This is a genomic window from Pseudomonas sp. (assembly GCF_051660785.1).
GTDB lineage: Bacteria > Pseudomonadota > Gammaproteobacteria > Pseudomonadales > Pseudomonadaceae > Aquipseudomonas.
The window spans coordinates 19181-34040 of sequence record NZ_JBOFQE010000086.1 but is presented as its reverse complement, the minus strand read 5'-3'; the positions used below and the strand labels follow the sequence as shown (position 1 = coordinate 34040).

General features: G+C 60.2%; 13 protein-coding genes and 1 pseudogene. 8 read left to right on the top strand and 6 right to left on the bottom strand.

Annotated elements, in window-relative coordinates; genetic code table 11:
• Together ACRC4F_RS23000 and ppx are read left to right on the top strand one after the other, a co-directional pair.
• Nucleotides 1–127, top strand: a pseudogene (locus ACRC4F_RS23000) (IS481 family transposase); the annotation flags it as partial.
• A gap of 129 nt (nt 128–256) precedes the next feature.
• Nucleotides 257–1759, top strand: coding sequence for an exopolyphosphatase (gene ppx / locus ACRC4F_RS22995; protein ID WP_438661413.1), 1503 nt, complete (start codon nt 257–259; stop codon nt 1757–1759).
• A gap of 240 nt (nt 1760–1999) precedes the next feature.
• Here the strand turns inward: ppx and ppk1 are convergent, their stop codons facing one another.
• On the bottom strand, nt 2000–4222 hold the full coding sequence (ppk1, locus tag ACRC4F_RS22990) for a polyphosphate kinase 1 (RefSeq protein WP_438661411.1): 2223 nt from the start codon (nt 4220–4222) through the stop codon (nt 2000–2002).
• A gap of 18 nt (nt 4223–4240) precedes the next feature.
• A complete protein-coding gene (gene hemB / locus ACRC4F_RS22985) occupies nt 4241–5254 on the bottom strand; it encodes a porphobilinogen synthase (RefSeq protein ID WP_438661410.1) in 1014 nt (337 codons plus the stop codon).
• Nucleotides 5255–5460: 206 nt separating this feature from the next.
• Between hemB and ACRC4F_RS22980 the strand changes: the two genes are divergently transcribed.
• A complete protein-coding gene (locus tag ACRC4F_RS22980) occupies nt 5461–6084 on the top strand; it encodes a DedA family protein (protein ID WP_109635785.1) in 624 nt (207 codons plus the stop codon).
• Here ACRC4F_RS22980 and ACRC4F_RS22975 read toward each other — a convergent pair.
• On the bottom strand, nt 6065–7300 hold the full coding sequence (locus ACRC4F_RS22975) for a sterol desaturase family protein (protein WP_438661409.1): 1236 nt from the start codon (nt 7298–7300) through the stop codon (nt 6065–6067). The two genes, ACRC4F_RS22980 and ACRC4F_RS22975, sit on opposite strands and share 20 nt — an antisense overlap.
• A gap of 116 nt (nt 7301–7416) precedes the next feature.
• Between ACRC4F_RS22975 and elbB the strand changes: the two genes are divergently transcribed.
• On the top strand, nt 7417–8085 hold the full coding sequence (elbB, locus tag ACRC4F_RS22970; RefSeq protein WP_438661408.1) for an isoprenoid biosynthesis glyoxalase ElbB: 669 nt from the start codon (nt 7417–7419) through the stop codon (nt 8083–8085).
• Nucleotides 8086–8202: 117 nt separating this feature from the next.
• On the opposite strand, the gene ACRC4F_RS22965 is transcribed toward elbB, so the two are convergent.
• Nucleotides 8203–8658 carry a YaiI/YqxD family protein gene (locus ACRC4F_RS22965; protein WP_438661407.1) on the bottom strand — a complete coding sequence of 152 codons (456 nt, stop codon included), beginning with the start codon at nt 8656–8658 and terminating at the stop codon, nt 8203–8205.
• Nucleotides 8659–8765: 107 nt separating this feature from the next.
• Complete coding sequence (locus ACRC4F_RS22960; RefSeq protein WP_438661406.1) at nt 8766–10664, bottom strand: FTR1 family protein; 1899 nt, start codon at nt 10662–10664, stop codon at nt 8766–8768.
• A 166-nt stretch (nt 10665–10830) separates the two neighbouring features.
• Between ACRC4F_RS22960 and ACRC4F_RS22955 the strand changes: the two genes are divergently transcribed.
• Genes ACRC4F_RS22955 through ACRC4F_RS22940 form a run of 4 tightly spaced genes read left to right on the top strand, consistent with a single transcriptional unit; the run spans nt 10831 to nt 13976 of the window.
• Nucleotides 10831–12228, top strand: coding sequence for a COG3014 family protein (locus ACRC4F_RS22955; RefSeq protein WP_438661405.1), 1398 nt, complete (start codon nt 10831–10833; stop codon nt 12226–12228).
• 12 nt (nt 12229–12240) lie between these two features.
• Nucleotides 12241–12615, top strand: a complete 375-nt coding sequence (locus ACRC4F_RS22950; protein WP_438661404.1) for a YcfL family protein — start codon at nt 12241–12243, stop codon at nt 12613–12615.
• A 23-nt stretch (nt 12616–12638) separates the two neighbouring features.
• Nucleotides 12639–13229: a penicillin-binding protein activator LpoB gene (lpoB, locus tag ACRC4F_RS22945; RefSeq protein WP_438661412.1), complete on the top strand. Its 591-nt coding sequence runs from the start codon at nt 12639–12641 to the stop codon at nt 13227–13229.
• Nucleotides 13230–13232: 3 nt separating this feature from the next.
• Nucleotides 13233–13976, top strand: a complete 744-nt coding sequence (locus tag ACRC4F_RS22940) for a penicillin-binding protein activator LpoB (protein WP_438661403.1) — start codon at nt 13233–13235, stop codon at nt 13974–13976.
• Nucleotides 13977–14117: 141 nt separating this feature from the next.
• On the opposite strand, the gene ACRC4F_RS22935 is transcribed toward ACRC4F_RS22940, so the two are convergent.
• A complete protein-coding gene (locus ACRC4F_RS22935) occupies nt 14118–14750 on the bottom strand; it encodes a LysE family transporter (RefSeq protein ID WP_438661402.1) in 633 nt (210 codons plus the stop codon).
• Between the last annotated feature and the right edge of the window lie 110 nt (nt 14751–14860).

Sequence of the window (14860 nt, the reverse complement as noted above, 5' to 3'; positions counted from 1 at the left end):
ACGCGCGACCTACCTGACGTCGTGGTTGCACGAGTACAACTGGCATCGCCCGCATGCCAGCCTGAGTTATTTGCCACCGATTAGCCGAATAGCATCCGTGAACAACGTGGTGGGTTTACACAGCTAGCCTGCTAGCGATTGACCGCGCAGCGGTCACCTGCAGGACTGCGCTGGATCAAGGCTTTGAACGCTGCGCGTTGGCGCCAGCCTTTGATCGTGGCACGATGTCGAGGTTATCGACCGAGACCCCATGACCATGCCGCAATCCCAAGCCAAGAATCTGTCCCTGATCGCCGCAATCGACCTGGGCTCCAACAGCTTTCACATGGTCGTGGCCAAGGCCCAGAACGGCGAAATCCGTATTCTCGAGCGTCTCGGGGAGAAGGTTCAGCTGGCCGCCGGCATCGACGAAGATCGCCATCTCAACGAAGAATCCATGCAGCGCGGGCTCGATTGCCTGAAGCGTTTTGCCCAACTGATCAACGGTATGCCCCCTGGCGCCGTGCGGATCGTCGGCACCAACGCCCTGCGTGAAGCGCGTAACCGCGGCGAGTTCATCCGCCGCGCCGAAGAAATTCTCGGGCACCCGGTGGAAGTCATCTCCGGTCGCGAAGAAGCGCGCCTGATCTACCTCGGCGTCTCCCACACCCTCGCCGACACACCGGGCAAGCGCCTGGTGGCGGACATCGGCGGCGGCAGTACCGAATTCATCATCGGCCAGCGTTTCGAACCGCTGCTGCGCGAAAGCCTGCAAATGGGTTGCGTCAGTTACACCCAGCGCTATTTCAAGGACGGCAAGATCACCCCGGCCCGCTACGCCCAGGCGTACACCGCAGCGCGGCTGGAGATCATGAGCATCGAACACGCCCTGCACCGCCTGACCTGGGATGAAGCCATCGGTTCCTCGGGCACCATCCGCGCAATCGGTCTGGCGCTGAAGGCCGGTGGTCATGGCACGGGCGAGGTCAATGCCGAAGGCCTGGCCTGGCTCAAGCGCAAACTGATCAAGCTGGGCGACGTCGAGAAAATCGACTTCGAAGGCATCAAGCCTGACCGCCGCGCGATCTTCCCTGCGGGCCTGGCGATCCTGGAAGCCATTTTCGATGCCCTCGAACTGCAACGCATGGACCACTGTGAAGGCGCCCTGCGCGAAGGCGTGCTCTATGACCTGCTGGGCCGTCATCACCACGAAGACGTCCGTGAACGCACGCTCAGTTCGCTGATGGAGCGTTACCACGTTGATCTGGAACAAGCGGCGCGGGTCGAACGCAAAGCCCTGCATGCCTTCGATCAAGTGGCCAAGGATTGGGACCTGGATGACGGCGTCTGGCGTGAATTGCTCGGCTGGGCCGCCAAGGTCCATGAAGTGGGCCTGGACATCGCTCACTATCAGTACCACAAGCACGGCTCGTACCTGATCGAGCACTCGGACCTGGCCGGATTCTCCCGCGAAGACCAACTGATGCTCGCGCTACTGGTGCGGGGTCACCGGCGCAATATTCCCCGGGACCGCTTTGCCGATTTCGGCGATGACGGCATCAAGCTGATTCGACTGTGCGTACTGCTGCGTTTTGCGATTCTGTTCCACCACATTCGGGGTACGCAGGAAATGCCGCAGGTCGTCCTGCACGCCAAGCGCGACAGCCTCGATGTGTTGTTCCCGGAAAACTGGCTGGACGAAAACCAGCTGACCCAGGCCGACTTTGCCCTCGAAGCGGAATGGCTGACCCGGGTCAGCTTCACGCTGAACGTGCGCTAATACCAACTCTGTGGTGAAGGATTTTCTGTGGCGAGGGGATTTATCCCCGTTGGGCTGCGAAGCAGCCCCAAAAACTGCCACAGTGGTACATCAGGCAGAACGCATCCGCTGACTTCACGACTGCTTCGCAGCCGAACGGGGATAAATCCCCTCGCCACAGAGCTCCCTCGCCAAAGGTAGGTACCCCCAAACAAAAATGGCGATCCGCAGGGATCGCCATTTTTTTACGCTACGTCAGCGTTAACGAACAGTCAGGATCGGGCTACCCAACCGTTCCAGCAACGTCGCCTGCGCACTGCGCGGGTTCTGGTTGCCGGTCGGGGTGTTGCGGATGTAACGACCGTCCGCCTGCAGGCTCCAGCTGTGAGTGTTGTCGGTGAGATACAGCTCCAGCTCTTTCTTGACCCGCATGATCAGCTTCTTGCCTTCCACCGGGAAGCAAGTCTCGACGCGTTTGTCGAGGTTGCGCTCCATCCAGTCGGCGCTGGACAGGAACATCTGTTCTTCGCCGCCATTGAGGAAGTAGAAGACCCGGGTGTGTTCCAGGAAGCGACCGATGATCGAGCGCACATGGATGTTGTGCGAGACCCCGGCAATGCCCGGACGCAGGCAGCACATGCCACGCACCACCAGATCGATGCGCACGCCAGACTGGCTGGCCTTGTACAGCGCGCGGATGATCTTCGGATCGGTCAGCGAGTTGAACTTGGCGATGATGTGCGCCGGCTTGCCGTCGAGGGCGAACTGGGTCTCGCGGGCAATCATGTCGAGCATGCCCTTCTTCAACGTGAACGGCGCGTGCAGCAGCTTCTTCATGCGCAGGGTTTTACCCATGCCGATCAACTGGCTGAACAGTTTGCCGACGTCTTCGCACAAGGCGTCATCGGAGGTCAGCAGGCTGTAGTCGGTGTACAGACGGGCGTTGGCCGCGTGGTAGTTACCGGTACCCAAATGTGCGTAACGCACGATCTCGCCGGCCTCGCGACGCAGGATCAGCATCATCTTGGCGTGGGTCTTGAAGCCGACCACGCCGTAAATCACCACCGCACCGGCCGCTTGCAGACGGCTGGCCAGTTGCAGGTTGGACTCTTCATCGAACCGCGCACGCAATTCGATCACCGCGGTGACTTCCTTGCCGTTACGCGCGGCATCGACCAGCGCATCGACGATTTCCGAGTTGGCACCGGAGCGATACAGGGTCTGGCGGACCGCCAATACATGCGGGTCCTTCGCGGCCTGGCGCAGCAGGTCGACCACCGGGGTAAATGACTCGAACGGGTGCAGCAGGAGGATGTCCTGCTTGCTGATCACGCTGAAGATGTTCTCGCTGTTCTGCAGCAGTTTCGGAATCTGCGGGGTGAACGGCATGTATTGCAGCGCGCGCTGACTGTCCAGGCCGGTAATGCTGAACAGGCGAGTCAGGTTGACCGGACCGTTGACCTGATACAGCTCGGTCTCGTGCAGGTTGAACTGCTTGAGCAAGTAGTCGGACAGGTGTTTCGGGCAGGTGTCCGCGACTTCCAGACGCACCGCGTCACCGTAGCGACGGGAGAACAGCTCGCCGCGCAACGCGCGGGCCAGGTCTTCCACGTCTTCGGTATCGACCGCGAGGTCGGCGTTTCGGGTCAGGCGGAACTGGTAGCAGCCCTTGACCTTCATGCCCTGGAACAAATCATCGGCGTGCGCGTGGATCATCGACGACAGGAACACATAGTTGTCGCCCGCGCCGCCCACTTCTTCCGGCAATTTGATGACGCGCGGCAACAGGCGTGGCGCCGGGATGATCGCCAGGCCGGAATCGCGACCGAAGGCGTCGATGCCTTCGAGCTCGACGATGAAGTTCAGGCTCTTGTTCACCAGCAACGGGAACGGGTGCGTCGGGTCGAGGCCGATCGGGGTGATGATCGGCGCGATCTCGTCGCGGAAATAGCGGCGCACCCAGGTCTTGATCTTGGTGGTCCAGTGACGCCGACGGATGAAGCGGACCTGATGTTTTTCCAGTTCCGGCAACAGAATGTCATTGAGGATCGCGTACTGGCGGTCGACGTGACCGTGCACCAGCTCGCTGATGCGGGCCAGGGCCTGATGCGGTTGCAGGCCATCAGCGCCGGCCTGTTCACGGGCGAAAGTGATCTGCTTCTTCAGGCCGGCCACGCGAATCTCGAAGAACTCGTCCAGGTTGCTGGAGAAGATCAGCAGAAACTTCAGCCGTTCCAGCAACGGGTAGGACTCGTCCAGCGCCTGTTCCAGCACGCGGATGTTGAACTGCAGTTGCGAGAGCTCGCGATGGATATACAGGCTGCTGTCATCCAGGCCGGGAATGGCAATCGCCGGTGCCGCTGTTGCGGGTTCGGTAACCGCCGCGGGTGGAGCAGGCTCCAGCTCCGGCGGGGTCTCGGCGATTTGCTCGACCAGCGGTTGAGCTTCTTTTACGGCAACTTCAGTGAGTCCTTCGGTATTCATGGAATGTTCCTGGGAGGGCTATTTCTGCTCTCGTAACAATTGAGCGGCACGCACGGCAAAGTAAGTCAGGATGCCATCAGCCCCTGCCCGTTTAAAAGCGGTCAGGGATTCAAGGATAACCCCTTCACTCAACCAGCCATTCTGGATGGCCGCCATGTGCATGGCGTATTCACCGCTGACCTGATAAACAAAGGTCGGTACTTTAAATTCTTCTTTGACCCGGTAAAGGATGTCCAGATACGGCATGCCAGGCTTGACCATGACCATGTCCGCGCCTTCTGACAAGTCCGCCGCCACTTCGTGCAGGGCTTCATTGCTGTTGGCCGGGTCCATCTGATAGGAGGCCTTGTTGGCCTTGCCCAGGTTCAGCGCCGACCCCACCGCATCGCGGAACGGGCCGTAATAGGCGCTGGCGTACTTCGCCGAGTAGGCCATGATCCGCACGTTGACGTGATCGGCCAGTTCCAGCGCTTCGCGGATCGCCTGGATGCGACCGTCCATCATGTCCGACGGGGCCACCACCTGAGCGCCGGCCTCGGCATGGGACAGGGCCTGCTTGACCAGTGCGTCGACGGTAATGTCGTTCTGCACGTAGCCTTCTTCGTCGAGGATGCCATCCTGACCGTGGGTGGTAAACGGATCGAGCGCAACGTCAGTGATCACCCCCAGTTCCGGAAACTGCGCACGCAAGGCGCGGGTAGCGCGCTGGGCGATACCGTTCGGGCTCCAGGCCTCGGCGGCGTCCAGCGACTTGAGCTCGGGAGGCGTGACCGGGAACAGCGCCAACGCCGGAATCCCCAGTTCGACCCACTTGGCCGCTTCTTCCAGCAACAGATCGATGGTCAGGCGCTCGACGCCCGGCATCGAAGCCACCGCTTCGCGACGGTTTTCACCGTCCAGCACGAACACTGGCAGGATCAGGTCATCGACGGTCAGAACGTTTTCACGGACCAGTCGACGCGAGAAATCATCACGACGGTTGCGACGCAGGCGGGTTGCAGGGAACAAACGGTTGGCGGGGGTAAAGCTCACGGCAGACTCCTGAGCCCGCTGGCGTGCGAGCGTGACAGTTATAAGCGACCATTATGACCAACACGTGACAGTTATGTGCACCCCTGCGGCAGGTAGTCGCATTCCATTGTCCTTGTAGGAAATGTTCACGTCGAGACACATTTGGACACTTTCATGAATGTGCCCGAAGGGTTAGGCTGCGCGTTCATTTCGCCAGCATCCAGACAATGCTCCAACAATTTCTTCAGGAATTCGGCTACTTCGCCCTCTTTCTCGGCACGTTCTTCGAAGGCGAAACCATTCTGGTGCTCGCAGGCTTCCTCGCGTTCCGCGGATACATGGACATCAAGATCGTCACGATCGTGGCGTTCTGTGGCAGTTATGCCGGCGATCAGCTGTGGTATTTCCTCGGACGCAAACACGGCCGCAAATTGCTCGCGCGCAAACCACGCTGGCAAATGATGGGTGACCGGGCGCTGGAGCATATCCGCAAACACCCGGATATCTGGGTGTTGAGCTTCCGTTTCGTTTATGGATTGCGCACGGTGATGCCGGTGGCGATCGGCCTGTCGGGGTATCCGCCGGGACGTTATCTGCTGCTCAACGGGATTGGTGCTGCGATCTGGGCGGCCGCATTGGCCGCGGCGGCGTATCACTTCGGCGCGGTGCTCGAGGGCATGCTGGGCAGCGTCAAGAAGTACGAGCTGTGGGTGCTCGGCGCCCTGCTGGTACTGGGACTGGGCCTGTGGCTGCGCCGGCGCTTCAAGAATGCCCGTCTGGCGAAGAAGATCTACGCCGACGAGCAAGCCGAGCTGGCCAAGGCCGCCGAGACTAAGACGCCAATCGAGTGAAACGGTCCCTGCAACAGTAGAGACCGATGCCGCTGAGCAGGCTGTAGCTGAGCAGGCCGATCCAGCCTACCGCGCTGGCCGGCCACAGCCCGACCAGCGGCGCCAGCCACACCAGCGGCACATTCGATGCCAGCCGCAGCAGCTCCAGCTTCAATGCCTGCGGGCGATTCTCCAGAGCCATACCCAATGTAAACAAGCCCAACGCCACCGCGCCCCAGCCCAACACCAGCGCTGCGGTCGGCAACTGTGGTTCCAGGTTCATCAAGTAGCTGCCCAGCGCAATGTAGACGCAGAACTGCAACGCCACATACAGCTGCTGACGCCCGTCAAGCGCGACCTCGAATTTGCGGAACTGGCTCAGGTCCGGTTTGTTCATCGGGTACCTGGCCGCCACATCCGCCGGCCGCCAACCGGTGCGCATGAACCAGATCCGCAGCTTGTCCCACTTGCTTTCAGCCCGCCGCGCGTCGTCCCAAAGCTGCGCGTAAAACTGCACGTTCGCCCACAGCGGATTCCAGCTCGCCAACGGCGTGGTTACTCCGAAAATCACCGGTTCGTTGTCGTCCTCTTCCTGGAACGAGCCGAATAGACGGTCCCAAATAATGAACACCCCGCCGTAGTTGCGATCCATGTAGAGAGCGTTCTGTGCGTGGTGAGCCCGATGATTGGACGGCGTGACGAAGAACCACTCGAACCAGCCGAGCTTGGGAATGTGTTTGGTATGCACCCAGAATTGATACAACAAGTTCAGCGCGGCGACGCTGACGAACACCAGCAGCGGCACGCCGAGTACCGCCATCGGCAGGTAGAAAATCCAGCTCAGCAGAAAGCCGGTACTGGTCTGGCGCAGGGCCGTGGAGAGGTTGTAGTCCTCGCTCTGGTGATGCACCGAGTGCGCAGCCCAGAGGATGTTGCGCTCGTGGCCCATACGATGCAGCCAGTAGTAGCAGAAGTCATAGAGGACGAAGGCAAACACCCAGGTCCAGACGCTGTCGGCCGAGAGTTCGAACAGCGCCAGATGCTTGAGGGCAAACGCATAGGTCACCAGGCCAACGCCTTTGGTCAACAGGCCGGTGGTGGTCGACAACACACCGGTGCTGATGCTGTTGATCGCGTCCGCCACCCGATAATTGCTCACCCCGCGCCAACGGTCGGCCAGCAGCTCGACGGCTATCAGCACAAAGAAAAACGGCACCGCATACAGAATGAAGTCCATTGACGCGCCCTGATCGGAATCTTGAGGACAGATGCTAGGTGTAGCCGCGAATTAACCCTATGGCAACGAGTGACAAATTAGTGGACATTTAACGCCATGAATCTGGAGAAAAACCCATGAGCAAAAAAATTGCAGTGATCCTTTCCGGCTGCGGCGTGTATGACGGCGCCGAGATCCACGAAAGTGTGATTACCCTGCTGCGCCTCGACCAGCGCGGCGCTCAGGTGCAGTGCTTTGCCCCCAATATCGCGCAATTGCATGTGATCAATCACCTGACCGGCGACGAAATGCCGGAGTCGCGCAACGTACTGGTGGAATCGGCGCGGATCGCCCGGGGCAACATCAAGGATATCCGTGAGGCCAGCGTCGAAGACTTCGACGCGCTGATCGTGCCCGGTGGTTTCGGCGCGGCCAAGAATCTGTCGAACTTCGCCATCGAAGGCGCCGGTTGCACGGTTCAACCGGACGTCCTGGCACTGACCGAAGCGTTTGCCGAAGCGGGCAAACCGGTGGGGTTGATCTGCATCTCGCCAGCGTTAGCGGCGAAAATCTATGGCCCGGGCGTGACCTGCACCATCGGCAACGACGCCGATACCGCCGCTGCCATGAACAAAATGGGCGCCACTCACAAGGATTGCGCGGTAAGTGACATCGTTGAAGACAAGGCCCGCAAACTGGTGTGCACCCCGGCTTACATGCTGGCGCAATCGATCAGCGAAGCGGCGTCAGGCATCAACAAACTGGTCGACCGCGTCCTCGAACTGACTCACGAAAACGACGCCTGACACGGTCCCAATGTGGGAGCGAGCCTGCTCGCGATAGCGGACTGACCGTCGACTTCAATGTTGGATGTGCTGGCCCCATCGCGAGCAAGCTCGCTCCCACAGGGTTCTTTGTAAGGCTCAGGTTTTACGGGTTAGCCGGGTGAGGATCCGGTCCAGCGCATTGGCAAACGCTTGCTTCTCGCGCTCGCCAAATGGCGCCGGGCCGCCGCTCATCTGGCCCTGTTCACGCAGATCGGTGAACAGGTTACGCACCGCCAGCCGATCGCCCATGTTCTGCGCATCGAACTCCTTGCCCCGTGGATCCAGCGCTGCAACGCCCTTTTTCACCAGCCGATCGGCCAGCGGTACGTCGCTGCAAATCACCAGTTCACCCGGTACCGCTTGCTCCACCAGGTAATCGTCGGCCGCATCCGGACCACTTGGCACCACGATCAGCTTCACCAGGGCCAGCCCCGGTTTGATCTGCGGCTGCCCGGCCACCAGCACCACTTCGAACTGACGCTTGAGGGCGAACTTCACCACCAGGTCCTTGGCCGCCCGTGGGCAAGCGTCGGCATCGATCCAGACACGCATCGTGTTTTCCTCTTCTAAAAAAAATCGCGAGCAGGCTCGCTCCCACAGATTACACGCGACCCTGTGGGAGCGAGCCTGCTCGCGATGATGAGCGAAGCGAATGCCCTTTAAGAAACCTGCACCCGCCGCTTCTCCGCGATCCAGCTACGGCCATACAGCACGATAATCGCAATGATCGCCACCGCCTGAGCACTCAGCGAATACGCATCAGCGTGAATACCCAGCCAATCGAAGTCAAAGAACGGCACCGGCCGCGTGCCGAAGATCCCGGCTTCCTGCAACGCCTTCACGCCATGCCCGGCAAACACCACCGACAACGCGCACAGCAGCCCGGCGTTGATGCTGAAGAACAACGACAGCGGCAGTTTCTGCGAGCCACGCAGGATCACCCACGCCAGCCCGACCAGCAACACCAGCGCCGTCGCACCACCGGCCAGCACTGCGTTATGCCCCGCAGGCCCGGCCTGCAGCCAAAGGGTCTCGTAGAACAGAATCACTTCGAACAACTCGCGATACACCGAGAAGAACGCCAGCGTCGCAAAACCGAAGCGTCCACCGCCGCCCACCAGGCTGCTTTTGATGTAGTCCTGCCACGCCGCCGCATGGCGACGGTCGTGCATCCACACACCGAGCCAGAGCACCATCACAGCGGCGAACAACGCCGTCGCACCTTCCAGCAATTCACGTTGTGAGCCGCTGACATCGATCACGTACGCCGCCAGCGCCCAGGTTGCCAGACCCGCCAACAACGCCAGGCCCCAACCGACGTTGACGCTGCGCACCGCCGACTGCTGGCCGGTATTGCGCAGGAACGCCAGGATCGCCGCCAGCACCAGAATCGCTTCCAGCCCTTCGCGCAGCAGAATCAGCAACCCGGAGATGTAGCTCAGCGACCAGCTCAAACCGTCGCTGCCCAGCAACCCGGCGGACTCCTTCAACTTGGCTTTGGCCGCGTCCAGACGTTCCTGGGCCTGCGCAACCGGCAAACCATCCTGCAACGACTGACGGTAAGCCATCAGGGATTTTTCGGTGTCCTTGCGCACGTTGGCGTCGACGTTGTCCAGCGAGCTCTCGACCAGTTCGAAGCCTTCCAGATAGGCCGCTACCGACAAGTCATAGGCTTGGTCGTGATCACCGGCACGGTAGGCCGCGATACTTTTGTCCAGGGTTGCGGCGGTGTAGTCGAGCAACTGCGCCGGCCCCCGCTTGACCTGCGGCGGTTGCGCGCGCTGCGCCCGGAACGTCGCGGCGGCTTGCGGGCCATCGGCGGTCTGCACTTCGGCCGGTGTCTGACGCGCCAGGTCCGCGATGTTGTAGGCCTTTTCGGATTTTGCTGCGGCCGGATCGGCACTGAAACTGGCGATATAGGTCGCCAGGTCCCAACGCTGACGATCATCCAGCTGATCGGCGAAAGCCGGCATGTCCGTGCCTTCGACGCCCAGGCCCAAGGTGCTGTAGATCGCGTAGAGGCTCAGGTGATCCAGGCGCGCCGTGTCCCGCAGATTGGCCGGCGGCGGCGTCAGACCGACACCCGCCGGGCCGTCGCCAGCCCCCGTATCACCGTGACAGACCGAGCAATGCTGGGCATACAGCGGCGCACCACGGGTCGGGTCCGGGGTAATGATCGGCGCCTGGCTGACTTCATAAGCCACGGCCAGTTTCGCGCCGAGCTGGCGAGCCTGACGCGCAACGTCCGCGCCGTCCTGGCGGGCAGCGATGGCGTTACGCAACGTGCTGACGCCCTGCTCCAACCCGGCTTTTTCCGGTTTGGCCGGCATCGCGGCGATCAAGCCTTGCAAGACCTTTATGAATTCCAGCTGCTCGCGGTATTCGGACTCGTCGATGACCTTGCCCGATTGCACCGTTTGCGGGTAGTCGGCGCCAATGTAATCAAGCAAATGCAAGGCTTGTGGCGCGCCTTCCACGGTGTCGGCCAGCAGATTGAAACTGCACAAGGCAAACAGTGGCAACACCAGCCAGGCCAGGAAACGGGACGGGGCAGTCATGAATGAATCTCAATTGGAAATACGAAGTAACACATTGTTCACTTCCAGTGACGTTCACTCAAGCTTTGTGTGCAGCGGCCGCTGGTGTACAGGAACAAAGTGCCATCATCCAAGTCTATAATTTGCCGCCTTATGGCGGCTTATTTTCAAGGAAGACCCACAGCAAATGGCCACCCGCCTGCGCTTCATGTTTGTACTCAGTGCATGCCTGCTACTGAGCGGCTGTCCGACCATGCGTGACTACAACGCCGAGCTGAGCGAAACACTTGAATATTTCAAGGCCGGTCAGCTCGACGGCGCGGTTGCCGTGCTCGATCGCAACAATCCCATTCCTCCGGGTGACCTGCTTTACCACTTCGAAAAAGGCGAGTTGCTGCGCCTCAGCGGAAACTTCACCGGCAGTTATCAGCACTGGGACTACGCCGATCGGCTGATCGAAGGGTGGGACGATTCGCCCCTGTTCGTCCCCTTCAAAAAATTTACCGAGTTCAACAGTTACAGCGCCAACGACAAAGTGCGCTTATACGATGGCTACGATTTCGAGAGAGTCGCCCTGACCACGCAGATGGCCTTGATGCTGCTGTCCGGCTCCGAAACGGAGCTGGCGCGCGTCATGATCAAGAAAACCCACGAGCGCGAAGCAACCATTGCCGACAAGCGTGACAAGCAATACCTCGAACTGGAAAACCAGGCGAAGGAGCAAGGAGTTTCGCTGAAATTCCAGGACCTTCAGGGCTACCCGGTTGCGACCCTCGACGCCCCCGAAGTCGTCGCGCTGAAAAACAACTACCAGAGTGCGTTCAGCCATTACCTCGCCGGTTTCATTTATGAATCGCTGAACGAAAAAGACCTCGCCGCGCCGGGCTATCGTCAGGCCATCGAACTGCGCCCCAACACACCGCTGCTCGAACAAACACTGCGTAACCTGGCCAAGTCCCCACTGAAGGCCGGCGAGGTCGACGTTCTGTTGATCGTGCAAACTGGCCTGGCACCAGCGCGCAGCTCGGTTCGCGTGCCGATTTCGGTGGAAGTCGAAGGTGAAACCTACATCACCAACATGTCTTTCCCGATCCTCGTCCCCGACTCCTCAACGCCACCGGTGGACTTCGTCATGGTGGACGGCAAAAAACAGAAACTGACGTTGCTCAACAGCTTCGGCGACATGTCGCGACGCACCTTGCGTGATGACATGCCAGGCATTATTCAACGCACGCTCCATCGCGCACGGTCCAATGTCGAATACCTGGCCTATCTGAAAAAGCACAGACCCGAGAAGCTTGAGGAAACGCTCCTGCAGCAGACGCAACGCGAGGATGCCGACACCCGCGGCTGGCGTACGTTGCCGGACAAGACGCTGGTTGCCCGACTACGGCTCAAGAAAGGCCTGCACCAACTCATGCTGCCCAATGCGCCGGACGCAGCACCGGTCAGGTTCAAGGTGGATCAGACACACCAGGCCTTCAGTCTGCGTGCCGTGGGTGACCGCCGATTTGCCGCCGATGTCGCCCTGCAGCTCGACACCCTTCCCGCACCGCAGGCTGCAATCAGCCCTGCCCAACCCTGAACGGAGATTTTCATGGGATTGAAATGCTTCGCCATTGCCGCGCTGGCCTTGTTAGCCGGTTGCGCCACCCCGCCACCGCCACCGGAACCGGGCAGCGCCGCGAGCAAAGTCTTGGCCACCGGACCGATCGAAAACGTGGCCATCGGCCCAATGCGCATGGCCAGGGAAAACGGTTTCCTGACCGTCAACACGCAGCTGAGCAACACCGACACACGCAACCGAACGTTCTATTACCGCTATCTTTGGCTGGGGGCGGAAGGTTTTCCCGTGGCCGAAGCCGACACCTGGAAAAGCCTGACCCTGTATGCCGAGCAGACGAGTTTTCTGCCGGCTATCGCTCCCGTGCCCCAAGCCGTGGATTTCCGCCTGGAGATCAATACGCCGTGAACCGACCACTTGAGACCCTGCCCATGTTTGTACGCGTTTCGTTCCTGACCCTGGCCGCGTTGCTGATCGGTGGCTGCGCCGAAAATCGCTCGCCGGTGCTGGGCAGCGGCAACATCAGTTATGGCGACCCGAAGGCCGTGGAACTGATCACCAACGAGTTCGGTTCGACCGACCTGCAGATGATCGCCGAAAGCATGACCCGTTCTCTCGCCCAATCCGGCGTTCTGAGGGGTCGCCCGGTGGTTCAGGTGTACGACGTGATGAACAAGACCAGCGAGTACATCGACACCCGTGAAATCACCACATCGATCAAGACCCAGCTGATGCGTTCCGGCACCGCGCGCTTTGCCAGCGACAATACGGACATACAGAGCCAGATTGACCACCTCAAGCTGCAAAACCAGAGTGGCCTGTACAAAAAAAGCACAGTGGCCAAAACCGGCAATATGATTGCCGCGCGGTATCGTCTGGAAGGATCGATCAGTTCCATCGTCAAGCGCAGCAACGATTACAAGGACGTCTTCTACAAATTCAGCCTGCAATTGATCGATGTCGAAAGCGGGCTGGCGGAGTGGATGGACGAGAAAGAAATCCGCAAGACCACGGAGCGCTGAACAATGCGTGCATGGATTGGCATCTTGACCCTGGCCTGCGCCGTTGGCGTGCAGGCTGCACCGAAAATCGCTGTCACCGACCTCGCCTACGAGGCCAGCGTGGATCAATACGTTCACGTGATCTCGGCCCGGGACAATCATCAGCAGGATTATTACGGCGCCAGCGGCGCGTCCAGTTATGACGAGTACACCACGCAGAACAGCTATCTGGAACAGACCGAAATCCGCCGCTTCAGTGGTGACATCAAAGGCCAGATGCTCAAGACCGGGATGTTCCAGCTGATTCAGGGCACGCCTTACACCGCCAGTGTAAAAAGCGATGTCTACGACGTGATCAAACGCATCAAGGCCGGCCACTTCAAAGGTGCCGACTACGTGCTGTTCGGCACGCTGTCGGACATCGATTTCACTCAGGACATGAATGAGCTGGCCAACACCGACAGCTACTCGGCGGTGCTGGCACTGACCCTGGTGGCGGACTTCAGCCTGATCAACACCAAGACTTACGAGATCACCTCGGCGTTCACGGCGATGGGCGAAGCTCAGGACACCAAACTGGTGAATGATCGGGATATCCACGTTTCGCTGAACCGGCCACGGGTGGTGCGGGAAGTCTCGAGGTCTTTGGGCGAGGACGTGGCGCGCCAATTGAGCGAACAGCTCGGCGATGGCAGTTATGTGCCGTCAGGACAACCGGAGCCGCGCAATGACCTGCCGCCGGATACTGCGCCGGTCATCCTGCGCTGAAGCCGATCACCTGTGGCGAGGGAGCGTGCTCCCGTTCGAGTGCGCAACGCTCGCAATACTGGGGCCGCTTCGCAGCCCAGCGTCGGAACGCCGCCCGGAGCAAGCTCGCTCGCCACAATGGATCGCGTCTCTTTGAGAGGTTTACACCGCGGCTTTGCGCAGGGTCGCCATAAACGCCGCCGCGCCAATGAACAGCCCGGCAAACGTGCGGTTCATGCGTTTTTGCTGCTGGGGCGTGCGCAACAGGCGCAGTACCTTCGACGCCAACCCGGTGTAACCGGCCATGACGATCAGGTCGACGCAGACCATTGTCGCGCCGATGATCAGGTACTGAATCAGCAGCGGCGCATGTGGATCAATGAACTGCGGCAACACCGCCAGCATGAACACCAGCGCCTTGGGGTTGCTGATGTTCACCAGGAAACCGCGGAACACCAGGGCCATCGGCTTGCCGATCTGACGCACCGCCGCATCGTCGCTCATGTTGCTGGGCAGCGCGCGCCATTGCTTGATCGCGAGGTAAACCAGGTACGCCACGCCGAACCATTTGATCGCATAGAAAGCGCTGGCAGATGCCGTGAGAATCGCGCCCACACCGGCGCCGACAATCGCAATCTGTACCGCCAGGCCCACTTGCAGGCCCAAGGCGTTCCAGTATCCGCGCCAGAAACCGTATTGCAGACCGCTGGACATCGACGCAATGGCGCCGGCACCGGGAGACAGACTGATCACCCAGCAGGCGGCAAAAAACGCCAGCCATGTTTGAAGCTCCATTGCACACCTCGACTCAGACTCGTGACAGACGACTAAGCTAATGCGGCTTTGGGCTGATGACCATCGATTTTTTTGCAGGATGTTGCGGTCGCCGACCAGTGTTTACGGCT